This window comes from Dysgonomonas sp. 216, assembly GCF_010501065.1.
Lineage (GTDB): Bacteria > Bacteroidota > Bacteroidia > Bacteroidales > Dysgonomonadaceae > QVMM01.
This window is the reverse complement of sequence record NZ_QVMM01000019.1, coordinates 42,975-64,411: the sequence shown is the minus strand read 5'-3', so window position 1 is coordinate 64,411 and position 21,437 is coordinate 42,975. Positions and strand designations below refer to the sequence as shown.

General features: G+C 37.2%; 20 protein-coding genes. 15 read left to right on the top strand and 5 right to left on the bottom strand.

What is annotated here, in order from left to right; genetic code table 11:
* Nucleotides 1–15: 15 nt before the first annotated feature.
* Nucleotides 16–708, bottom strand: a complete 693-nt coding sequence (locus D0T53_RS11195) for a hypothetical protein (RefSeq protein WP_163267905.1) — start codon at nucleotides 706–708, stop codon at nucleotides 16–18.
* Between the two features lie 291 nt (nucleotides 709–999).
* Between D0T53_RS11195 and D0T53_RS11190 the strand changes: the two genes are divergently transcribed.
* The 3 genes from D0T53_RS11190 (at nucleotide 1,000) to D0T53_RS11180 (ending at nucleotide 3,534) form a co-directional block, all read left to right on the top strand.
* Complete coding sequence (locus tag D0T53_RS11190; RefSeq protein WP_163267903.1) at nucleotides 1,000–1,782, top strand: formate/nitrite transporter family protein; 783 nt, start codon at nucleotides 1,000–1,002, stop codon at nucleotides 1,780–1,782.
* A 33-nt stretch (nucleotides 1,783–1,815) separates the two neighbouring features.
* The gene (locus tag D0T53_RS11185) at nucleotides 1,816–2,982 is read left to right on the top strand and encodes a PBSX family phage terminase large subunit (RefSeq protein ID WP_163267901.1); all 1,167 of its coding nucleotides are present in this window, start codon (nucleotides 1,816–1,818) and stop codon (nucleotides 2,980–2,982) included.
* Nucleotides 2,983–3,063: 81 nt separating this feature from the next.
* Entirely contained in the window at nucleotides 3,064–3,534 is a 471-nt protein-coding gene (locus D0T53_RS11180; protein ID WP_163267900.1) for a hypothetical protein, read from the top strand.
* 99 nt (nucleotides 3,535–3,633) lie between these two features.
* On the opposite strand, the gene ffh is transcribed toward D0T53_RS11180, so the two are convergent.
* Nucleotides 3,634–4,968: a signal recognition particle protein gene (gene ffh, locus D0T53_RS11175; RefSeq protein ID WP_163267898.1), complete on the bottom strand. Its 1,335-nt coding sequence runs from the start codon at nucleotides 4,966–4,968 to the stop codon at nucleotides 3,634–3,636.
* Between the two features lie 231 nt (nucleotides 4,969–5,199).
* Between ffh and D0T53_RS11170 the strand changes: the two genes are divergently transcribed.
* The 6 genes from D0T53_RS11170 to glyA all read left to right on the top strand — a co-directional run bounded on the left by D0T53_RS11170 (nucleotide 5,200) and on the right by glyA (nucleotide 10,244).
* A complete protein-coding gene (locus D0T53_RS11170; RefSeq protein WP_163267896.1) occupies nucleotides 5,200–6,048 on the top strand; it encodes a mechanosensitive ion channel family protein in 849 nt (282 codons plus the stop codon).
* A 190-nt stretch (nucleotides 6,049–6,238) separates the two neighbouring features.
* Complete coding sequence (locus tag D0T53_RS11165; RefSeq protein ID WP_163267894.1) at nucleotides 6,239–6,694, top strand: DUF4494 domain-containing protein; 456 nt, start codon at nucleotides 6,239–6,241, stop codon at nucleotides 6,692–6,694.
* Nucleotides 6,695–6,699: 5 nt separating this feature from the next.
* On the top strand, nucleotides 6,700–7,362 hold the full coding sequence (locus tag D0T53_RS11160) for a YggS family pyridoxal phosphate-dependent enzyme (protein WP_163267892.1): 663 nt from the start codon (nucleotides 6,700–6,702) through the stop codon (nucleotides 7,360–7,362).
* 22 nt (nucleotides 7,363–7,384) lie between these two features.
* The gene (locus D0T53_RS11155) at nucleotides 7,385–8,329 is read left to right on the top strand and encodes a hydrogen peroxide-inducible genes activator (protein WP_163267890.1); all 945 of its coding nucleotides are present in this window, start codon (nucleotides 7,385–7,387) and stop codon (nucleotides 8,327–8,329) included.
* 17 nt (nucleotides 8,330–8,346) lie between these two features.
* Nucleotides 8,347–8,757 (top strand): secondary thiamine-phosphate synthase enzyme YjbQ, encoded by a 411-nt coding sequence (locus D0T53_RS11150; protein WP_163267888.1) that lies wholly within the window; start codon nucleotides 8,347–8,349, stop codon nucleotides 8,755–8,757.
* A 206-nt stretch (nucleotides 8,758–8,963) separates the two neighbouring features.
* A complete protein-coding gene (gene glyA / locus D0T53_RS11145) occupies nucleotides 8,964–10,244 on the top strand; it encodes a serine hydroxymethyltransferase (protein ID WP_163267886.1) in 1,281 nt (426 codons plus the stop codon).
* A gap of 58 nt (nucleotides 10,245–10,302) precedes the next feature.
* Here the strand turns inward: glyA and D0T53_RS11140 are convergent, their stop codons facing one another.
* Complete coding sequence (locus tag D0T53_RS11140; RefSeq protein WP_163267884.1) at nucleotides 10,303–11,172, bottom strand: helix-turn-helix transcriptional regulator; 870 nt, start codon at nucleotides 11,170–11,172, stop codon at nucleotides 10,303–10,305.
* A 155-nt stretch (nucleotides 11,173–11,327) separates the two neighbouring features.
* Between D0T53_RS11140 and D0T53_RS11135 the strand changes: the two genes are divergently transcribed.
* Nucleotides 11,328–14,072 carry an alpha-L-fucosidase gene (locus D0T53_RS11135; RefSeq protein ID WP_163267882.1) on the top strand — a complete coding sequence of 915 codons (2,745 nt, stop codon included), beginning with the start codon at nucleotides 11,328–11,330 and terminating at the stop codon, nucleotides 14,070–14,072.
* Nucleotides 14,073–14,682: 610 nt separating this feature from the next.
* Here D0T53_RS11135 and D0T53_RS11130 read toward each other — a convergent pair.
* Nucleotides 14,683–15,780, bottom strand: coding sequence for an N-acetylmuramoyl-L-alanine amidase (locus D0T53_RS11130; RefSeq protein ID WP_163267880.1), 1,098 nt, complete (start codon nucleotides 15,778–15,780; stop codon nucleotides 14,683–14,685).
* Nucleotides 15,781–16,127: 347 nt separating this feature from the next.
* On the opposite strand from D0T53_RS11130, the gene D0T53_RS11125 reads away from it, so the two are divergent.
* The 5 genes from D0T53_RS11125 (at nucleotide 16,128) to D0T53_RS11105 (ending at nucleotide 20,522) form a co-directional block, all read left to right on the top strand.
* Entirely contained in the window at nucleotides 16,128–17,498 is a 1,371-nt protein-coding gene (locus tag D0T53_RS11125) for a site-specific integrase (protein ID WP_163267921.1), read from the top strand.
* Between the two features lie 7 nt (nucleotides 17,499–17,505).
* Nucleotides 17,506–18,504, top strand: a complete 999-nt coding sequence (locus D0T53_RS11120; RefSeq protein ID WP_163267878.1) for a hypothetical protein — start codon at nucleotides 17,506–17,508, stop codon at nucleotides 18,502–18,504.
* Nucleotides 18,505–18,722: 218 nt separating this feature from the next.
* Nucleotides 18,723–18,914 carry a DUF3853 family protein gene (locus D0T53_RS11115; RefSeq protein ID WP_163267876.1) on the top strand — a complete coding sequence of 64 codons (192 nt, stop codon included), beginning with the start codon at nucleotides 18,723–18,725 and terminating at the stop codon, nucleotides 18,912–18,914.
* A complete protein-coding gene (locus D0T53_RS11110; RefSeq protein WP_163267874.1) occupies nucleotides 18,911–20,098 on the top strand; it encodes an RHS repeat domain-containing protein in 1,188 nt (395 codons plus the stop codon). The genes D0T53_RS11115 and D0T53_RS11110 overlap by 4 nt, the downstream gene beginning before the upstream one ends.
* A complete protein-coding gene (locus tag D0T53_RS11105) occupies nucleotides 20,088–20,522 on the top strand; it encodes a hypothetical protein (protein WP_163267872.1) in 435 nt (144 codons plus the stop codon). Before D0T53_RS11110 ends, D0T53_RS11105 begins: the two co-directional genes overlap by 11 nt.
* A gap of 498 nt (nucleotides 20,523–21,020) precedes the next feature.
* Here D0T53_RS11105 and D0T53_RS11100 read toward each other — a convergent pair whose 3' ends face one another.
* Nucleotides 21,021–21,377, bottom strand: coding sequence for a hypothetical protein (locus D0T53_RS11100; protein ID WP_163267870.1), 357 nt, complete (start codon nucleotides 21,375–21,377; stop codon nucleotides 21,021–21,023).
* Between the last annotated feature and the right edge of the window lie 60 nt (nucleotides 21,378–21,437).

Here is a 21,437-nt window from a genome sequence, read left to right as displayed (position 1 = left end):
TTTATTCCGTATAATTTAAAAGAAGAGCGAAAAGCCTATTTCTCCGTTAAATTTTCGGTCTATTATTCTGCTGCTTTTTAAATCCATTTTTTCTAAAAACTCATTCGAGTTTATGTCCGATAAACCGCACCATAATCCCATTCTGATGTCGTCGGAAACTTCGGCCATAATACCTATTCTTCCCGAAAATGTGGGCTTGGTGTAGGCATTTTGCCTAGGGTATGTTCTGCCTCTTCCGTACTCTTTTACTCTTGCTTTTGTGTGATAATTGAGCAGACCTCCGTCAAATTCGAGATATAATATCGGGCTAGTTTCGGCTCCCAACACATAGCCTATACGTGCTGCGGCAGAGCCTCCCCATGCAAAGGTATTATAATATGCGTTATATCGGTGATATTCGTCTACATAGTTGTCGTCGTCGGTCGACCCGTATAAATAGCCTATACGTACACGCGGCTCTAAGGCAAGGTATATTTTGTTAATGATTTTGGTAAATTCGTACCCTCCATACATAAATATGGCATAAGGTGAATTTTCTTCGAATATTTCACGGGCTACATTGCCCCCGAATGTGTAGAACCGATTTTGCGAAAACGACCCTCTGGATTCTATAAAAAATGAAGAATCGTTCATATCTTCGGAAGCTTGTCCGAACATACTGAAAGTTGTGGTAAGGATAATTACTGCTGTAATGAAAAATTGCTTCATTCAATCCTACTTTTCATACTTGCTGCAAAGTAATGCATTTTTTGCTATACTCGCAAAAAATAAGCATAGAGGTTTGCTGTTGTAAACAGTTGTATTTGTGTGCTATAAATATATAAATTGTGCCTATGGGAATAAGATTGGTTTTGTTTTCAGTTAGTTAGATACCTGTTTTGCTTTTATTACTGGATTTTTTGTTGTTAATTTGCACCCCGAAAAATATAACAAAGCTGAAATTTTTGTTGTATTGGTTACATAATGTTTTGTTTTAGGATTTAAGGAAAACAAATTGATATGGGTTATAATTCGCCGAAAGAAGTTGCATTCGAATTTTGTAAATCGGGTATAAGCAAAGCTAATACTCCACTTCTTAAATTTATACTTTTAGCTTTTCTGGGTGGTACGTTTATTGCTTTTGGTGGATTGCTGACAGTGATGGTTGCCGGAGGTATGCCCGGGGTTATGGAAACTAATCCGGGTTTGGTTAAGTTTGTGGCGGGCGCATTATTCCCTGTGGGACTGGTAATGGTTACTGTTGCCGGAGCCGATTTGTTTACCAGCGATTGCACGGGGCTGGTATTACCCACCCTCCAAAAAGATATAAAAGTGAGTGCACTGCTTAAGGTGTGGTTGTTTTCGTATGTATTCAATTTTGTGGGCGCACAGTTTGTCGCTTATTTTATGGCTACCGAAACAGGTTTGGTAACGTCTGCTCCATATAGCGATTATCTTCATAATATGGCTTATGGTAAAACAGGGTTGAGCTTTTATAAGGTATTTATTAAAGCCATAGGAGCCAACTGGCTGGTGTGTTTAGGAACATGGATGGGATATGCAGGAAAAGATGTTGCCGGTAAGGCTTTAGGTATTTGGATTCCTGTAATGCTGTTCGTTACATTAGGTTACGAGCACTCTATAGCCAATATGTTTTTTATTCCTGCTGCAATATATTCGGGTGCCGATATTACATGGGGCACATTTGTTGTGAATAACCTTGTTCCAGCAACATTGGGTAATATTGTAGGTGGTTCGGGGTTTGTGGGAATGGCCTATTGGTATATCTACATGAAGAAGTAAAAAAGAAGCCGGCTTTTATCTTTATATAAAAAGATGAAAGCTACATCGGTTTTTAGCCAGAATTTGGCGGCTTATAATCAAAATCAAAGATTAATAGTAAATAAGGGGTCTACGCGTTCGTCAAAAACGTGGAGTGTTTTGCAATTGTTGTGTTTTATAGCCCAATCAACAGATCAGCCGTTATTAATATCGGTTGTTTCGGAAGCTATGCCCCATCTGAAAAGAGGATGTATACGCGATTTTGAGAATATGCTTCAGCAAGAAGGCTCGTGGAACAGGCGGAACTGGAATGCAACCGATAAGATTTATACAATAGGGAATTCGCGTATCGAGTTTTTCTCTGCCGATCAGCCGGGAAAAGTGCATGGCCCTTCGCGCGATATCCTTTATATAAACGAATGTATAAATATTCCGTACGAAACTTACCGTCAGTTATCGATAAGGACTACCCGAACTGTTTTTCTTGATTACAATCCCTGCCATGAATTTTGGGTTGACGAGCATATTTTGCCACGAGTAGATTGCCGTTTAATAAAGTCTACTTATGTCGATAATGAATTTTTGACAAAGGCTCAGGTTGATGAAATTGAATCGAACAAGCACGATGAGGATTGGTGGATGGTTTACGGTAAAGGGGAAACCGGTGCACAGGCAGGTTTGGTTATGAAAAAATGGGATGTTGTGTCGTCGATGCCGGAAGATTACAAGTATCGTTGGCTGGGAGTCGACTTTGGGTTTACCAACGATCCGACAGTTATTGTAGATGTGCGTTTGCACGAAGGCGAATTGTGGATCGACGAATTGTTGTATGCAAAAGGTTGTGATAATATACAAATTGCCGAATTTTTATCGGATAACGACATTCCGCGGGATACCCCGATTGTGGGCGATAGCTCCGAACCTAAATCGATAAGCGAGATACGCTCGTTTGGGTGGCAAACCGAACCATCGATAAAAGGAAAAGACAGTGTGAATTTAGGGCTTTCGATATTGAACCGTTACAATAAGCATATTACATCGCGCAGTGCAAATATTATAAAGGAATATCGGAATTATAAGTGGCAGACCGATGTAACAGGGGCTTCGACAAATATACCTATCGATAGAATGAATCATTCGATTGATGCTCAGCGATATGTAGTGCTTAACAAGTTGGTGGAAAGAAAAAAAGCTGCATTCGACTATTTTGTAGGAAAATAGCTGTGAAAAGCTTGTGTGTATTGATTTTATATGTATTTTCGCAACAATTAACTTTTTAATAAATAACAAAACAGAATTGCTATGAAAAAAATGCTGCTGCTAGCTCTATCCGTTTTATTTTTAGTGGGGTGTACAACTAAAGGAGATCCAACTCCCGAGGGTGAATTTTTTACATTGGAGCAGATTGAGGGACTGCCTGCCGATAATTCGTTAGATGGTAAAATTATTACACTGGAAGGATATCCCGGTTTGTGTAAATCGATGAACCTTATAAAAATTAAGAAGCGTAACAAAATAAGTATTCATTCCGAAGCAAATTGTCAGGGAACACAGTTAATAATGGCGAATCTTTTTTTTATTGATGGAAAAGGAACGCTTATTTTCGGAGACGAACCTCGCAATCAGGTTATTTTTGCCGACGATAAATCAATTACATATATTACCGACGATTATCAGAAACTACCTTCGGATAAGTTTCGTTTTACCGGAAAGCTTGTTTTCGAAGAGGGCGGCTATTATCTGAACGATGTAAGTATTCATGTTCTTAAATAACAAAACAGATATCTGTTTGTACAAATAAAAACCCTCCAAAGATAGTCGATCTAACTTTGGAGGGTTTTGTAATTTATTCAGTTTTACGATAAAGGCGGCTTATCGTTTTTTACCTTTCATTTTCGATAGCATTTTGCCTGCACCCTTCATCTGAGTCATCATCTTCATCATTTTACGGGTTTCGTCAAATTGTTTTAAAAGCTTATTAACTTCCTGAATCGAAGTTCCGCTTCCTTTGGCAATACGTTGTTTGCGGCTACCGTTTAACAATTCGGGAGCCGAACGTTCGGCAGGTGTCATCGAATAGATAATGGCTTCTATACTTTTAAAGGCATCGTCGTCTATATCAATATCTTTCATGGCTTTGCCTACTCCCGGAATCATAGAAGCAAGATCCTTCAGGTTACCCATTTTCTTTATTTGCTGAATTTGGGAAATGAAGTCGTTAAAGTCGAATTGGTTTTTAGCTATTTTTCTTTGAAGTCGGCGGGCTTCTTCTTCGTCGTATTGTTCCTGAGCACGCTCAACAAGCGAAACAATGTCGCCCATACCCAAAATACGGTCGGCCATACGCTCGGGATGGAATACATCTAAAGCATCCATCTTTTCGCCCATCCCTACAAATTTGATAGGTTTGTCGACAACCGAACGGATCGATAAAGCTGCTCCGCCTCGGGTATCACCATCAAGTTTTGTAAGAACAACACCGTCGAAGTTCAACCTGTCGTTAAACTCTTTAGCAGTATTAACGGCATCTTGTCCGGTCATCGAGTCCACAACGAAAAGAATTTCATTTGGGTTAACAGCATCTTTTATAGCTGTTATTTCCTTCATCATCGCCTCGTCAATCGCTAAACGTCCTGCGGTGTCTATAATCACAAGATCGTTTCCGTTTTGTTTTGCGTATTTAATAGCGTTCAGCGCAATTTGTACAGGGTTCTTGTTTTCTTCTTCCGAATATACGGGAACTTCTATTTGCGAACCTAGAATTTTTAACTGCTCGATAGCGGCAGGGCGGTAAATATCGTCGGCAACCAAAAGCGGATTTTTACCTCTTTTCGATTTCAGCATTTTGGCAAGCTTCCCCGAGAATGTAGTTTTACCCGAACCTTGCAAACCGGCCATCAATATAACCGAAGGTGTACCCTTTATATTTATATCTACAGCCTGACCACCCATTAACAGGGCAAGTTCGTCGTGAACAATTTTTACCATCAGTTGGCTAGGCTTAACGGCGGTAAGCACATTTTGTCCTAAAGCCTTATCTTTTACTGTTTCGGTAAATTGCTTCGCTGTTTTATAGTTAACGTCGGCATCGAGTAATGCGCGGCGAACGTCTTTCAGTGTTTCCGCTACATTAATTTCGGTGATTTTTCCTTCACCCTTCAATAGTTTAAAAGACCTGTCGAGTCTATCACTTAAACTTTCAAACATATTTTATTCAGTTTTTATATTTCGTATTCTTAAAAGTTCACAAAGATAATAAAATCGGCAAAAACCTTATAATGCAGGCTTTGTAAATTGCAGTAATAATTCACTGTTCTCGGTTTTATTTGTATACATCTGAAAATAAGTTAACAAAGGGAACTATTTAAATAGATATTATGTTAATTTATAATACAGCTCGTTTTACAAAAGAGATATAATATATAAAACAATATAAATATGGTTTTTTTAGAAGCAATAACAGCCTCAAGGGTTGAACGGATATTAGAAACCTTGCTGGAACAAGGTGCTCACTTGGGTATAGCTATTCTTAAAGCGCTGATTATTTTTGTAATAGGACGATTTGTTATAAAAATAATTAACCGATTGTTCAGAAAAATGCTCGAAAGACGCGATGTTGCTCCCGGTGTTAAAACCTTTGTGGGCAGTATGGTTAATGTGCTGCTTATTATTCTGCTCGTAATATCGGTTATTGGAGCTTTAGGTGTACAAACAACATCTTTTGCTGCTTTATTGGCTTCCTTTGGTATTGCAATAGGTGCAGCCTTAAGCGGAAACTTATCGAATTTTGCCGGAGGTTTGGTTATTCTGTTGTTCAAACCTTTTAAGGTGGGCGATTACATTTCTTCGGCCGACGGTTCGGGTACAGTTGCCGAAATACAGATTTTTCATACAGTTTTAACCACCTCCGATAATATAAAGCTTTATATTCCCAACGGAAGTCTCAGCAGTGGTTATGTGAATAATTACAATGTAGATAAACGCCGTGTAGAGTGGATATTCGGGGTCGATTATGGCGAAGATTTTGATAAGGTAAAAGAGACTGTTCTGAAGGTCTTATCGCGCGATTCGCGAATATTACCTACGCCGGAGCCCCTTATCGAACTGAATCAGTTGGATGCAAGCAGCGTGAACGTAGTAGTCAGGGTGTGGGTAAATGCTGGCGATTATTGGAGTGTGTATTTTGCTGTTAATCAGAATATTTATAAAGCCTTTAATGCCGAAGGGATAGATTTTCCATTCCCTCAAATGATCATTCATCAGGCAAACACACAGGCAAACGCATAAAATGAATATTTTAAAATGTAAAGAGAAGCGCGGGATAATTATTCCGTGCTTTTTTGTTGTATGTTTTGGATAAATATTTATCGGTTAATAGCGATCCCCGAACGAAAATGTTATGTATATTTGCATCAACAAAATCTATAAGATGATAGGTTTAATTAATAAAAAGTCGAATAATTAAAAAAAAATATTCATGTACAATTGGTTCGAATGCAAGGTAAGTTACGATAAAACATTGGAGAATGGAATTCAGAAAAAAGTAACAGAACCTTATCTGGTTGATGCATTGTCGTTTACCGAGGCCGAAGCCCGTATAATAGAAGAAATGAAGCCATATATAAGTGGCGAATTTACTGTTACCGACATAAAACGTGCAAAATATTCGGAAACGTTTTTCAACGAAACCGGCGACCGTTATTTTAAAGCGAAAGTTTATTTTATAACATTGGACGAGAAAAGCGGATCGGAAAAAAAGACCGCTGTTAATATGCTGGCACAAGCCACAACCTTGAAAGAAGCTTTGGAGGTTGTAGAAGAAGGTATGGTTGGAACTTTGGCCGATTATTCGATTGCCAGCCTTGCCGAAACATCAATTATGGATGTGTTCCCTTATGGCTCGGAAGAAAAGACTGTAACTAATCAGGAATAAAAAAAATGAGCGTTACATCGAACCTGAATAATATAAAGTCGTCTTTACCTGATGAGGTTAAGTTGGTAGCCGTATCAAAATTTCATCCAGTTCAATCTGTAATGGAAGCATACAATGCAGGACAACGAATTTTCGGCGAAAGCCGTATGCAGGAGGTAAATGTAAAACAAGCTCAATTACCCGAAGATATCGAATGGCACTTTATCGGACATTTGCAAACCAATAAAGTAAAAGCTATAATTCCGTACATACATACAATTCAGAGTGTCGATAGCTGGAGGTTGTTGTCCGAAATAGGGAAGCAGGCTTCGGCGGTCAACAGGCATGTTAACTGTTTGCTGGAGATACATATTGCAGAAGAAGAAAGCAAATTTGGATTAACACTTGATACCTGTTCCGAGATGCTTGAACAAAACAATTGGCAGGCATTAACCCATGTGCACATAACTGGCGTAATGGGCATGGCAACATATACCGATGATTTTAATCGGGTACGTGATGAATTCAAAAAGCTGAAGTTTATTTTTAATGAGTTGAAAAATAGATATTTCAGCAAAAATGAGTACTTTTCGGAAATATCGATGGGTATGTCTCACGATTACCCGATAGCTATAGAAGAAGGTTCGACCATGGTGCGGGTAGGGTCTGCAATATTCGGAGAAAGGTAATACAATATAAAAATCTGATAAAATGAATATACAACAGCTGGAATATATAATAGCTGTCGATAATCATCGGCACTTCGCAAAGGCAGCGGAAGCCTCTTTTGTTACTCAGCCAACATTGAGCATGATGATACAGAAGCTGGAAGACGAACTGGGAGTGAAAATATTCGATCGCAGCCAGTTGCCTGTGCAACCTACACCTATAGGCATACAAGTGATAAATCAGGCTCGTGTTATTGTTTCGCAGGTAAAGCAGGTAAAAGAAATTATACAGGAAGAACGAGGAATAATTCAGGGAGTATTCCGTTTAGGTATAATACCAACCATAGCGCCTTATTTGTTGCCGGGCTTGATGAAGGTTCACGAAGAAAATGGTTTCGATATAGAATTGGCTATTGAAGAAACAACCACCGGGCAGATTATAGAACGTTTGGGTAATGGAACGCTTGACGGGGCTATACTTGCTACACCGCTAAAGAACGAAAAAATACAGGAATACCCCATATATTACGAAAAGTTTTATGCCTACGTGTCTCCTCGCGAAACATCGTTGTATGCCAAACGCGAATTGGAAGAAGACGATTTGGATATAAGCCGTCTGTGGTTGCTCGAAGAGGTGCATTGTTTCCGCAGCCAGATTCTGAAGCTGTGTAATATGCGTAAGCGCAGAAAAAACGGGGCTCTGCCATTTACCTACGAAGCAGGAAGCATTAGCACCCTGATTAATATTGTTGACAATAATAGTGGTATTACCATTATTCCCGAAATGGCAATTGAAAATTTAACCGAAACCCAGAAGAGGAATATCCGTCAATTTAAAGGCGCTTCGCCGGTAAGGGAGATAAGTCTTATAACCCGTAAAGATTTTTTGAGGGAAAAGGTTATGAAAATTATAATCGGCGAAGTAAAAAAAGCTGTTCCGGCATCGCTGTTGGACGAAAAGCGTAAAGAATTTGTAGTAGACTTGTAATAATAAGATATAAACATATGGTTGTTCAGACTGAATTTTGTTTGAAACAAAAAGTAAGGGGGTTTCATTTGGTGACGAATGAAATCCTTGCTGCATTACCCGTCCTTCCTCAAACCGGATTGCTTAACCTGTTCATAAAGCATACTTCGGCAGCACTAACAATTAACGAGAATTGCGATCGGGATGTGCGTACCGATATGAACGCTATATTCAATCGTTTGATAAAGGAGCGTGAGCCTTATTATGAACATGTGCTCGAAGGCGATGACGATATGCCGGCGCATGCAAAATCTACGATTGTAGGTGTCAGCCTCACAATTCCGATATCAGACGGGCGTTTAAACATGGGTACGTGGCAGGGTATATACCTTTGCGAGTTTCGTAACCACGGGGGCAGTCGCAGAATTGTAGCTACTGTTATATCGTGAAAAAAGATTTAATATTGTTTTTCGCTGTTTGCTATCGACTATTTCACTTTATATGTTAAATAGGTAAATTATTATCGTTTTATCTATTTATGGAGGCAATAATATGCTTGTTTATTATTATTTTTCTAAATTTGTAAACATATTTTTTAGATAAAGAATACATTTGAAGTATTGTTACATTTATACAAATTAATATTAGCCAGATTATGAAAAGAGATTCTGCTATTTTCGACATCATCGAGAGAGAAAAGCAACGTCAGCTCAAAGGTATTGAGCTTATAGCGTCAGAAAACTTTGTCAGCCCTCAGGTTATGGAAGCCATGGGATCGGTTTTGACAAATAAATATGCCGAAGGATATCCGGGGAAGCGCTATTATGGGGGCTGCGAGATAGTAGACCTTAGCGAACAACTGGCTATCGATCGCCTGAAAGAAATATTTGGAGCAGAGTGGGCTAACGTACAGCCACATTCGGGTGCTCAGGCTAATGCCGCTGTATTTTTAGCATGCTTGCAAGCCGGAGATAAATTCTTAGGTCTTAATCTTTCGCACGGAGGACACCTTTCGCACGGATCGCCTGTAAACTTTTCGGGTTTAATGTTTCATGCTTTGGAATATAATGTGAAAGCCGATACCGAACAGGTTGACTACGACCAAATGGAGCAGGTGGCTTTAACCGAAAAACCAAAACTTATAATTGCAGGTGCATCGGCATACTCGCGCGATTGGGACTATGCCCGTATACGCCAGATAGCCGATAAAGTTGGTGCTTTATTTATGGTAGATATGGCTCATCCTGCCGGGCTGATTGCTGCCGGATTGTTAGCTAATCCGCTGCCTCATGCACATATTGTAACAACAACAACCCATAAAACATTGCGTGGGCCTCGTGGTGGAGCTATTATGTTGGGTAAGGATTTCGAAAATCCATGGGGCAAGAAAACGCCTAAGGGAGAAGTTAGGATGATGTCGGCATTGCTCGACTCGGCAGTGTTCCCCGGAATACAGGGAGGACCGCTGGAGCATGTTATTGCTGCAAAAGCCGTTTCGTTTGCCGAGGCACTCGATCCATCTTACAAAGTATATCAAACACAGGTGAAAAAGAATGCGGCTGTTATGGCTCAGGCTTTTATCGATAAAGGCTATAAAGTGGTTTCGGGAGGTACAGACAACCACAGTATGTTGATCGATCTTCGTACTAAATTTCCGGAACTTACAGGTAAACTTGCCGAAAGAGCATTGGTTGAGGCCGATATTACTACTAATAAAAATATGGTTCCGTTCGATAGCCGTAGCCCGTTCCTTACTTCGGGGCTTCGCTTCGGTACACCTGCTATTACTACCCGCGGGGTAAAAGAGGATGTGATGGGACAAATAGTAGAGATGATTGATACTGTATTAAGCCAGCCCGAAAACGAACAGGTAATAAAAGCCGTTCGCGAAAAAGTAAATGGCATAATGAAGGAATATCCATTATTTGCTTGGTAAAAAACTTATTCTATAATATAGCAAGAGGTTATCCTGTAAAGGGTAACCTCTTGTGTTTTTACAGATGTTCCATTTTGTTTTTACGGTAACTGCTGGGAGATATGCCGTTATATCGTTTAAATACGTACGAAAAATATGAAAGGCTTTTAAAATTAACAGCCTCTACTATTTCCTGAAGATTCATGTTGGTTGTAAGCAATAGTAGTTGCGAAGTCTGCAAGCGTTGACGTAAAATAAACTCACAAGGGCCTATTCCGATCACCGATTTGAAAGTTCGCGAAAAATGATCGGTCGATAAGTGAGACATTTCGGCTAACGAGCCAACTGAAATATCTTCGTTTATATTGTTCTTTATGTACGAGAATATTTGCTGAATATTAAACCTTATTTGTTTGTTGGAGGGTTTAGATTCAGGCTCGGCGATAAATCTCGATAACAACAGTTTCATTATTCCCGATGTTTCTAAATAATGCGCAAATCCGGTATAATTTAACTCTTTGTTCATCCATACTTTTTTTTCGTAAATATGTGGGTCGTGATGAGGTATATTTATATTCGGATTCAGTTCGATAATCCGTTTAAAAAGTATGTGGTCAATATCGGTCGAAGGCTTTTTATTTATAATACTAAACAGGTTGAACGGGCTGATGTCGTTTTCCAGAGTTAGGGCACAATGTATAAAATAGTGCGAAATTCCTTCCTGAAAGTTGTACGAGCAGGGTTCGAATCCCGGTATCAGGTAAATATATTCTTCCTCTAAAGCAATTTCTTTGTTGCCAAGAATAATCTCTCCTTTACCTTTTTCGATATAGTACAGGCGCGAAAATGTAGACACAATGTTAGAGTATTGTATGTTCTCGTCAAACCTGCCATGTCCGGCGTGCATCAAATCTATAGTTATCAGATTATTTAAGTATTCGGTATTCATATATTCTTGTTTTTCAGCCGATACAAATATAATAAAAGTGAGGTAATAACGGAATAATTAAAATATTCGCCTGAATTTTGATAATGATTATCGTTGGTTAAGGCTAAATTTGTTTTACGAAAATTACTTATTTATCTATATTAAAAAGCTCATCCATGAAAAATTCAATTTTACTTTTTTTTTCCAGAGCGTTTTTGCTCTTAATGTTCTTGTCATACTCCTCTTTTTGTATGGCTTTGGACGATGTTATTGCTATTCAGGATATAACAAGCGGCGATTCTTATGCTACGTCCTCTGTTTCGCCCCGCCATCTTATTAGTAACGAAGGCTTAGATCCGGCTGTACCCGTAGACTTAGAAAACACAACCTACCGAATGGTGGATTGGAACTGCTGGCATACATCGGGGAGCAACAATGCTGAGGCGTGGTTGCTTATCGATATTGGAAAGGAGTTGCCTGTATCTAAAATGTATGTTTGGAATATGAATCAGGCGGGTAATCCAAATAGGGATATTAAAAATGTAACAATTACATACTCTTCCGATTCGAGCAATGGGGTAGATGGTACATGGAGCAATCTGGGAGATTTTGTTATCCCTCAAACACCGGTAAATGGTAAGGCTTCGAAAGCCCAAAAAGTAATAGACTTTAATAAGTCGGCACGATTTATCAAAATACATGCCAAAAGTTCGTATGGAGATATTTATTGGGGATTGGGTAAGATTATGTTGGTACAAGATCATTCGCAAAACGACAATAAAGAACTTGTAGAGCTTAAAATTCAGCAAAAAATAGCAAAAGGATATCAGTTCTATAAATATACCGATGGCTCGTGGCAGTCGTTATCTTCGGCAATGAGCAAAGCTCAGGCTTTAATCGACAACGAGTCAGCCGATGCATTGGCTGTTAAAGCGTCAACAAAGGCGTTGCAGGATGCAATAGTGGCGCTGATAAGTAAAAGTAATATTATAGTTGGTTCAACTGTTTCGGGCAGTTCTTTTTATGGCGGCGGGTATGAAGCCCAGAATGTTGCCGACAACAAATTCGAAACCCGTTGGGCTACAAAAGAAAGCAAAAGTCATTGGCTGAAGGTTGATTTTGGTGCTAAAAAAACATTTAATCAGGCAACTATATTCGAAACATCCCAGTATTCAGGACGGATAGAAAACGTTGAAATATCGGTTTCGGACGATGGAAATAACTGGACGATATGGAGAAATAAAGCTTGGGCAAAAACCTATATAAGTGTAGTTGGAGAACCTGTTACTGCGCGTTACGTAAAATTAGACTTTCTCGAATGTAGCCCCAAAGGAATTAATGTAGACGAAGTTATGTTGTTTTTTGACGAAACAGCTGTAGAAACTCCAGATCCGGTTCCGCATCGCGAAATAGACCCAACATGGATAAAACAAGAGGTGGATACGAAGCCAAATGTATATCAGGTTAGAAAAGCTAATCTTAAATACGGTATGTTTATCCATTATGGAATTAATACGTTCCTGAATCAGGAATGGACTGACGGCTCTTATCCGGCATCGGATTATAATCCCGATTTATCGACTCTCGATCCTGAATCTTGGGTAAAGGAGGCTTACGAAGGAGGTATGAATTTTGTTGTATTGGTTGCAAAACATCACGAAGGCTTTGCCTTATGGAATACCAAAGTTGGCACATATAATATTAACTTCACAGGCCGAGAGGGCGACAAAAGGGATATAGTTAAGGAAGTGGCAGATGCGTGCAAAAAGTATGGCATTAAGCTAGGTTTGTATTACTCGGCATGGGACAGGCATTGGGATGCCAACAACACGCAGGAAAGCACCGGGCTCGACCGCAATGCCCTAAATCAGCTATATAACGATTTTGCTTTGGCTCAAATAACAGAACTGCTGGACGGACGCTACGGCGAAGTATCGGAATTCTGGATCGACGGTTCGTGGGAAAAGAAAAATGAAGACTGGGAGTTTTCCAGAATGTACAATACTATAAAAAAACTGCAACCTACCTGTCAGTTTGGTGTAAATTGCACTATTAAAGATGTTTACCCCGATCAGATGGTAGGCGGGGAAGAGATGGTGTTCTTTCCGAGCGATTTCAGGTTGTGGGATCCATTCTTTACACGAAAAGGAGCCGATGCCGACCCCAAAGTTTATTCGTACAAAGGCGATAGCTATTACTTACCTTTCGAGGCTACTATCTGTATAAATAATTCGTGGTTTTGGTCACCTGGTCAAAAAGCCGAAGATGTAAGGAGCGCAGAATATATAAGGGATTCGTATAATCATATGTCTGAACAAAATAATACCTTAGTTATGAACCTTGGTCCCAGCACAAAAGGTATATTTAACTCTTTCGACGTAGAAGGATTGTATGCAGGAGCACGCTTGTTAGGCATAGCGCGCGGCGAAGCCCGTAAGAATATCGATCCGAACGAGTGTAGGGTAGAAGTGCGTTATGTTACCGATAAAGGCTATATTGCTTATCCTACAAAATATATTTACGGAAAAGAAAATGATTCTTTCGAAGTCTTGTATCAAGATTTAAGAGAAGATGGGTATAAACTTGTTACCAGCCCCCAAAACAGTAAAGGCAAATTTACCAAGGAAAAAATTGTAGTAGAGTTTATCTATGAAGATATGGGAGAAGGCATTGGTACAGGATTGACAGAAACTTCGGGGTACATGGTTAATGAAGCGTATGTGAAAGATAATAAAATTGTATTGAAGTCTTCGCAGTCGTCGGTTGTTACAATTTATAATGCTACCGGAGGCAAAGTTCACGAATTATTTATGGAGAAGGGTACGGAGCTTATCGATTCGTCTAATTATAGAGGGGTGTATATTGTCAGCTTTTCAACTAAAAACAGAGCAATCGAAAATCTGAAAATATTTGTAAGTTAAGATATGTTATCAACTATAATTAATATTCGGAAGAAGGTGGCATTTAGCTGCCTTCTTTCTGTTTTATATTCAATATCTGGTTGAAACAAAATAAATGCAAAAGCTGTCAGGTGTGTCAGGTTTTACAGTTTATATGCTTTTTAACGCATTGTAGGCTGTATATAATTCTACATAAATAGGATAACGTTCTTTAAAATTATACTTACTGCCGCGCATTTTATTGATGCTTGCCTTCGTTCATTTACTGCGCGTGATCGAAGATCACTTGCATTCCTTTTGCCCCATGCCACAAAAGGAATCAAAAAGGCATTTTACGGCTGTACCTTCTTTGGGACAGCATTGCAGGCTTAAAGACTAAATTAAAAATAACTCGCAGCTAAAGCTGCTCAAACAGCTTTTAATTTTTAACGCCTTTGCCGCCTGCATGCCTTGTCCGTCGAAGCTAAGGCCGCCTTCAAAAAAAGCTTCGCAAAAGGGACTAACCTTGCACAGTAAGTATAATTTAAAAGAACAATAAAGTTGTCAGGTATGTCAGGTTTTCTCAAAAAGCTGCCTGTATGGGGTTGAGGTTGATACTTAATTCTATATAGCTAGAATAATGGTGCTGGCTTTATTTCTTGGCTTTCTTCGATGTCTTTTTCGATTTGGTTGTTGTTTTAGGAGTTGCAGCAGGTTTAGAGGTTTTGGCACTACTCTTCCAGTTCTCATAATCGGCAATGAATCCTCTGCACATCCAGTTAGCTAATGCCTGACGGTTGTCGGGCTGGATAAACCGACGCTGATCGGAGCTATTCTGTATATTTCCAAGTTCGGCAAAAATCCCGACAGGCGAAGTATTGTTCAGTACATATAAGCCTCGTGGTGTAACTGTTCCAGAGAAACCTCTGTTCGGTTGGTGTTTTGCGTAATGATCGTTGAAGGTTTTCTTCATTGTTAAAGCAAGTCTTTGGCCTTCTTTGCTTTTGGGTGCATGGTAGAAAAATACATCAAGCTGTTGTCTTTGCCCTCTGCTATCCAGATGAATGAATACCGATCGTTTATACTTCTCTTTCGATTTTGCGGCAAGCTGGTTTATCTTACGGCTTCTCTGAACTAAACGCTTTAGCTGATTAAGAGGGATTTTTTCGCCCATACAGGTTTCACGGCTACTGTATTTAAGGTATGGTTCATCTCGTATACCGTCTTTCGCGTCTTGTATAATCATGTGCACCGTCGCACCTTCTTCGCGCAGGTTTCGGGCTAAACGCAGAGTTATGTCATAGGCATATTCGTCCTCGTGTATAATCTTCCCGTTCACTTTGCCTACAGCACCGCAGTCGGGGCCTCCGTGTCCACTCGAAAGAAAAAAAACGGCTCCTTTCAGTTTATCCGACTTTATAGTATATTCTTCGTATTTCGGGCCAAAAAGCTTATCTCTCTTTTTTACACCGTTCGATGATGTTGCCTGAGGTGTACTTGCAGTGGTCTTTTTCGGGGTTAACGGAGGTAAGGTGTAATACACTCCCATTTTAAGGGAGTTTTGCTTTCCAAACTTGTTTGGGTTCAGCTCTAAAAACTGTTTGTAATGCTCTTTTTCCGTTCGCTTGTTTCTCTTTAAAAAAGAATGAATTCCTTCTCCGTTGCGAGGTTTATCTTTTTCTGCCCGAGCAAATAAGCCCAAAGTAGACAAAAGCAGCGTGAAAATAAAGATGATTCGAATATAACTCATATATTTGCCTTTATCGGGAACAAAGATAATGTTAATACTCTAATTTATCTTTATCTATACATGTAATATAACATGTTTTGATGTAAATGAACAAACCGGAGATTTGTTTTTGCAGCTTTTAATAGAACGAAAAAAGTCGCTATTTAAGCGACCTTTATATTGTTTTTGCGGAGAGGAAGACTCTATCTCCTATAATATTTTACAATATCAAATCATCACAATACATTGTTAATTAATAGATTGTTATAAATTAGATTTCGCATAAGATATCTCATTATATCATTGCATATCTCAATTTTAGTCCCTATTTTTACAAATTAGGGACTATTTTATTTTGAGTTATGAGCATTACTATTAAACGTAATTATCTATTTTTTATAGATAAAGAAAAAGACAAAAAAAGTCAGACGGGATATAAACCTGATGGGAAATTAAGACTTCGCATCCGTTATTCAGTTGGTAAAATTGATTTCAATGTTGGTTACCGTGTTTATATAGAAAAATGGAATAAAGAAAGCCAGCGTTGTACCGCAGGGACAACACATGGGAAGAAAAAAGTCTCTGCAACAGAAATCAACAAAGAAATACAACGATTAGCTAATATTGCTGATGATGTTTTTAAAACCTTTGAAGTTAAAGAACATATTCCAAGCCTTATAGAGTACAGAGAGGCTTTTAATGATACAAATGATAAGGAAACCAAAGGAGGTGCTGATAAGGCTTCGTTCTTTTATGTATTTGATTTATTTGTCAAAGATTGTGGAAAGCAAAATAATTGGACGGATGCAACATTTGAAAAATTTGCAGCAGTAAAAAATCATTTAGAAGGTTTTGATAAAAAAGTGACATTTAAATCACTAAACGAGTCCAGATTGATAGACTATATAGATTATCTTCGTGATACAAAAAATCTGAGGAATAGTACCATCGGTAAACAATTGGCTTTTTTGAAGTGGTTTCTTCGTTGGAGCTTAAACAAAGGATATAACAATAATAACGCTTTTCTTACCTTTAAACCCTCTTTCAAAACAGTTCCTAAGAAGGTCATATTTCTTACATGGAAAGAACTCATGCAACTGCAAGATTATAAAATACCTGAAACGAAGAAGTATTTAGAGCGAGTTCGAGACGTATTCTTATTCTCTTGTTTTACCTCATTGCGCTATTCTGATGTGTATAACCTTAAGTGGAGCAACATAAAAGAAGGTTATGTAGAAATTACAACTATAAAAACAATAGATAGTCTTCAAATTGATCTAAATGATTATAGTTCTGCTATATTGAATAAATACAAAGGTTATCATTTTGAGAATAATAAGGTTCTGCCTGTTATAACTAATCAGAAAATGAATGATTATTTAAAGGAACTTGGAGAATTAGCTGAAATAAATGAATCTATTACGGAAGTTTATTTTAAAGGAAATGAGCGCATAGAAAAAACATCTCCTAAATATTCACTATTGAGCACCCATGCTGGACGTAGGACTTTTATATGTATTTCTTTAGCATTGGGGATTCCTGCCCAAACTGTTATGAAATGGACAGGTCATAGCGATTATAAATCAATGAAACCCTATATTGACATTTCAGATGAAGCCAAAAGAGAAGCTATGAAAGCTTGGAATAAAAAAGATGATGATGAAGAAAAACTATTGGGACAATTAAAAGCTATTCCCAAAGAAAAACTTGCTGAATTATTAAAGAAACTTGAAATATAATAATACTATGACACAAATGAAGCATATATACGACATAGGGTATAAATTGTTAGCAATAAAAACATTATTTCAAAGATTTCAAGATATCGGACAAATGCCATCATTTATTTGCTATAAAAAACATTCTAAACACGATGATGAAGAGATATATTTTGACTTAAATAACACAATTGATTATGAAGAAGAAATAAGAAATCTCCTCTCTAATAAAGACCAAAAAGAGTCTGTTTCGAAAACATTAAAGAAGCATTTGATTTTAAGTCAAGAAATCTGTTCTCTTTATAAAAAGATTCCATCAAAAGACATCCAGGAAGAAGTTGTTGTTTATTTTACATATAGCAGGAGTAGTATATCTCCTCTCTCTGATTTGATTATTGTAAAACAAAATAAGGAAAAAGATCAACTTCTTTTTTATACTCCATTCGTTGCCGAAAGGAAAAAACAATTATGGAATCCTGGATATTATTCTGATATATATAGTTTATCCAAATATATTCCAGCAGATAATGTATTTGAGTTCAGACCTTTTTTTAGGACTGATGATCTTGAACAAATATTCCCTAATGAACTTATAATTTTACCTAATAGAATTATAAAAATAATTGAAGATTTAGGTGCTGAAAATTTAGAGACATCTGAAAAGGTAAACTTTGATATGGGCTTAATTTCTGTAATTCACAAAGAATGGAATGATAAACTATGGAAATCTATAAAAGAAAAACTCTTTTATGATGTTCTGCATGACCCATTAAGGCATACTAATACTATACAATCTAAACATGGAAATACAATAAAGTTCTATTACTTATTGTATCGATTAAAAAATACTCTTCCTGATTCATTACAAAAAGAATGGCTAACAGACATACTAAAATCAACGAATATTAACCCCGAAACCTATAATAAAAAATATACTGCAGTGAAGGGCATATCTGCAACATCAAATGATAAAAAATTTGTCGAGAAAGTAGAAAAGATATTCTTAGATTGGGGTTTCAAGATATAAAATAAAGACTCAAGTAATCTTACCTCCACGAATACACCACGATATTTAACATTCCACTTATTTGTAAAAAGTGCAATATCAACAAGTTGCATTTGTTTAATGTTGATATATAAGACTATGGACACCACAAACCCACGGTTTTACTTTGCCACTGTTAGCTAACAAAACTAACAGGTTTGTGCACAACCTTATTTTTAAATTTAATATTCCAAATGATTATGAATATTGAAGAATTAAGGTCAAAACCTTTATGGCAAATGACGGGTGAAGAATTTCTATTTTTACAGGAGCAAGGATGTTCCAAACAAGAACAAGCTGCAGAAACAAATGCAGTAGATGAAAAATTTGTATATGGTTATGCTGGATTGGCGAAAAGTTTAAAGGCTTCGGTATTACTTATAACGAGTTGAACTACCCCAAAAGAGTAACCGCTTCCAGCATACTGGGATCGATAGACTATGTGTATACGGCAATGGGTGAAAAACTCGAAGCCAAATACAAATGGCATTCAGGGCTGTCGTTATACCCTGCGCAGAATGCAGGCAAGCCTAGTTACACGGTTCCCAATAAGGAGTTAACCAAGCAATACATAGGCAATAAGATATACGAAAACGGACAGATGAAAAAGATTCTGATCGAAAACGGTTATATTGAAGGGGGAATTTACTATTTTTACCTGAAAGACCATTTGGGTAACAACTCAATGGTAGCCAATGCCGGCGGACAGGTGATACAAAGCACGTTATATTATCCCTTCGGATCACCTGTAACTAACGGTGAAAGTATGGGACAGGAGAAGCAGCCCTATAAGTTTGGCGAAAAGGAGTTCGACACCATGAACGGTTTGAATCTCTATGATTTCCATGCCCGTCAATACGATTCCGCTCTGGGTAGGTTTACAAGCATGGATCCTTTGGCGGAAAAGTATTATAGCACTAGTCCATATGCTTATTGCTTAAACAATCCGCTAAAGTATATTGATCCTACGGGGATGTGGATAAAAGATAAAGATGGAAATCTGGTTGCTGAAAATGGAGATAGTGATAAGACTTTAGCAAAGTATTTAAATACAACAGCAGAAATAGCTCAGAATATGATGCTTGAACAATTTTTAAACTTATCTGATAATAAGGATGAAAATAAAGAAGTAGATAAAGGTGATATATTTGAGATAGGTAATGATAGATATGGAGATAAAGTTGGCGGATTAGGGGGGGATATTCAATCTTACGCAGGTTCCCAATTTAGTAAAGATATGTTTTGGAACTATTGGCATGGTAAAGGAGATGTTAAGTTACGAGGTCAAAGATTTGCAAGTATACTCATGTATCTTAAAGAAAATGGAGTGGAAGTTCCCCAAAAAGCTGGAGGAAAAGTAGTTTCTTTTTATGAAAGTTCAGAATATGCAAGAGTATTTGGAAGAGCAACAGTATATTATAATGCCAGTGGGCAAGTGACAGGCTTTTATGACAACTATGATTTCGACTCGAAATCATGGGGTGAGAGAAGTTTCAAAAACGAATTTATTACAAGAACTGTAGACTTTTTTTCCACTAAAAAATCAAAACCATTCAAAATAACATATGGGCAATAAAAAAATGTTAGTAATACTAGGGTTAATGTCTATGTTGTCTTGTTGTAAAAAATATAACATAGATAGAATTAATACTTTTGTCGGAAGTGATATAGGAAATAAAATTAATTTCATAAAAAAATATGAACAATGGGATGATTTTCAGGGAGATGGTTGTTCTTTTCTTATTTTTTCAATAAAAGATGAATATAAAAAAGACATTACTGAAAATCTTGAAAATAGAAAATGGAATTCCTACGAGGCATCTTTAGATTATCCCTTGTTCAAATCAGAAATAAGTTTTAAAAAAAATGAAAAGGAAATTATAGAATATCTTAAAAACGGAAAAGGTTTTTATAAAAGAGAAGTAGACTGTAAAGAAGTTAATACTATTATAGTAGATACAGTAAACAATAAATTATTTTATTATTATATTTTTTTGTAGAATTGTACGGTTCTCAACATATTCCCGATAATCTCAAATCTGGACTTATTGGAAAAGATACTCTTGACGCAAAAACCAAATTGTTTATCAAACTTATAAACCAAGCATTATACATTTAACTAATCTCTCATTAGTTAATTCATTAATTATATAATTTGATTTAGATAGACAAATAACCTACCAAGAACCTCCCCCTATGCAAGAATATTTTTGAGGGACACCCCCATTAATAGAATCAAATTTTGTATATTTGAAAATACAATACTTTGATATTAGTGTTCTTTCCTTTATTTACTGCAAAAAATAAGGACTAAAAAAGGTTATAGTCCCCGTTTTAGTCCTTTGTTTTGTTAATTTGCTGATTGTTAGCTTTATTTGCGGAGAGGAAGAGATTCTTTTTTGTATTAATATTCAGTATATTAAATATACAAGTAGAACACAGGTAGAACTTGAGGCGTTTTAACATTATTTTTTGTTTCATAAAGATACGAAATTATTTTATGTATTTACATCTAATTCTTTTTCTGTTAAGTCGAAGAATATATTTTGAAACTGATGCAAGTATTGTAGCTGCTTTATCATATAGCTTTCACTTGCATTGTGCCAGTATCTATACCTCAAAGCATAAATGCTAAATAGATACTCAATATAATAGTGAGGCATATTCTCGTTTTTATATATATTATCATCCTTAACAAAACCACTATTCAGTATAATATCCTCAGTCAGAGTGATAGGCTTGATAAATTTTATAAACTGAGAGTATAAAGGTATCACTATATTTTCAAGTTCGTTTAATGATACAAGGTCTACAACATAAGTTATTTCATTCTCAAGTCCTCTCCTTTGAGACATACCAACAATCTTTAATGGGATATTCTTTAGTTTTGGATGATACTTAGGATTATCAACTGT

Coding starts and splice junctions, on each gene's coding strand:
- D0T53_RS11195 (WP_163267905.1), bottom strand. CDS start 708: ATGAAGCAATTTTTCATTACAGCAGTAATTATCCTTACCACAACTTTC.
- D0T53_RS11115 (WP_163267876.1), top strand. CDS start 18,723: ATGAATATTGAAGAATTAAGGTCAAAACCTTTATGGCAAATGACGGGT.
- D0T53_RS11160 (WP_163267892.1), top strand. CDS start 6,700: ATGAGCGTTACATCGAACCTGAATAATATAAAGTCGTCTTTACCTGAT.
- D0T53_RS11190 (WP_163267903.1), top strand. CDS start 1,000: ATGGGTTATAATTCGCCGAAAGAAGTTGCATTCGAATTTTGTAAATCG.
- D0T53_RS11185 (WP_163267901.1), top strand. CDS start 1,816: ATGAAAGCTACATCGGTTTTTAGCCAGAATTTGGCGGCTTATAATCAA.
- ffh (WP_163267898.1), bottom strand. CDS start 4,968: ATGTTTGAAAGTTTAAGTGATAGACTCGACAGGTCTTTTAAACTATTG.
- D0T53_RS11135 (WP_163267882.1), top strand. CDS start 11,328: ATGAAAAATTCAATTTTACTTTTTTTTTCCAGAGCGTTTTTGCTCTTA.
- D0T53_RS11120 (WP_163267878.1), top strand. CDS start 17,506: ATGACACAAATGAAGCATATATACGACATAGGGTATAAATTGTTAGCA.
- D0T53_RS11150 (WP_163267888.1), top strand. CDS start 8,347: ATGGTTGTTCAGACTGAATTTTGTTTGAAACAAAAAGTAAGGGGGTTT.
- D0T53_RS11170 (WP_163267896.1), top strand. CDS start 5,200: ATGGTTTTTTTAGAAGCAATAACAGCCTCAAGGGTTGAACGGATATTA.
- D0T53_RS11140 (WP_163267884.1), bottom strand. CDS start 11,172: ATGAATACCGAATACTTAAATAATCTGATAACTATAGATTTGATGCAC.
- D0T53_RS11165 (WP_163267894.1), top strand. CDS start 6,239: ATGTACAATTGGTTCGAATGCAAGGTAAGTTACGATAAAACATTGGAG.
- glyA (WP_163267886.1), top strand. CDS start 8,964: ATGAAAAGAGATTCTGCTATTTTCGACATCATCGAGAGAGAAAAGCAA.
- D0T53_RS11130 (WP_163267880.1), bottom strand. CDS start 15,780: ATGAGTTATATTCGAATCATCTTTATTTTCACGCTGCTTTTGTCTACT.
- D0T53_RS11180 (WP_163267900.1), top strand. CDS start 3,064: ATGAAAAAAATGCTGCTGCTAGCTCTATCCGTTTTATTTTTAGTGGGG.
- D0T53_RS11105 (WP_163267872.1), top strand. CDS start 20,088: ATGGGCAATAAAAAAATGTTAGTAATACTAGGGTTAATGTCTATGTTG.
- D0T53_RS11155 (WP_163267890.1), top strand. CDS start 7,385: ATGAATATACAACAGCTGGAATATATAATAGCTGTCGATAATCATCGG.
- D0T53_RS11100 (WP_163267870.1), bottom strand. CDS start 21,377: ATGTCTCAAAGGAGAGGACTTGAGAATGAAATAACTTATGTTGTAGAC.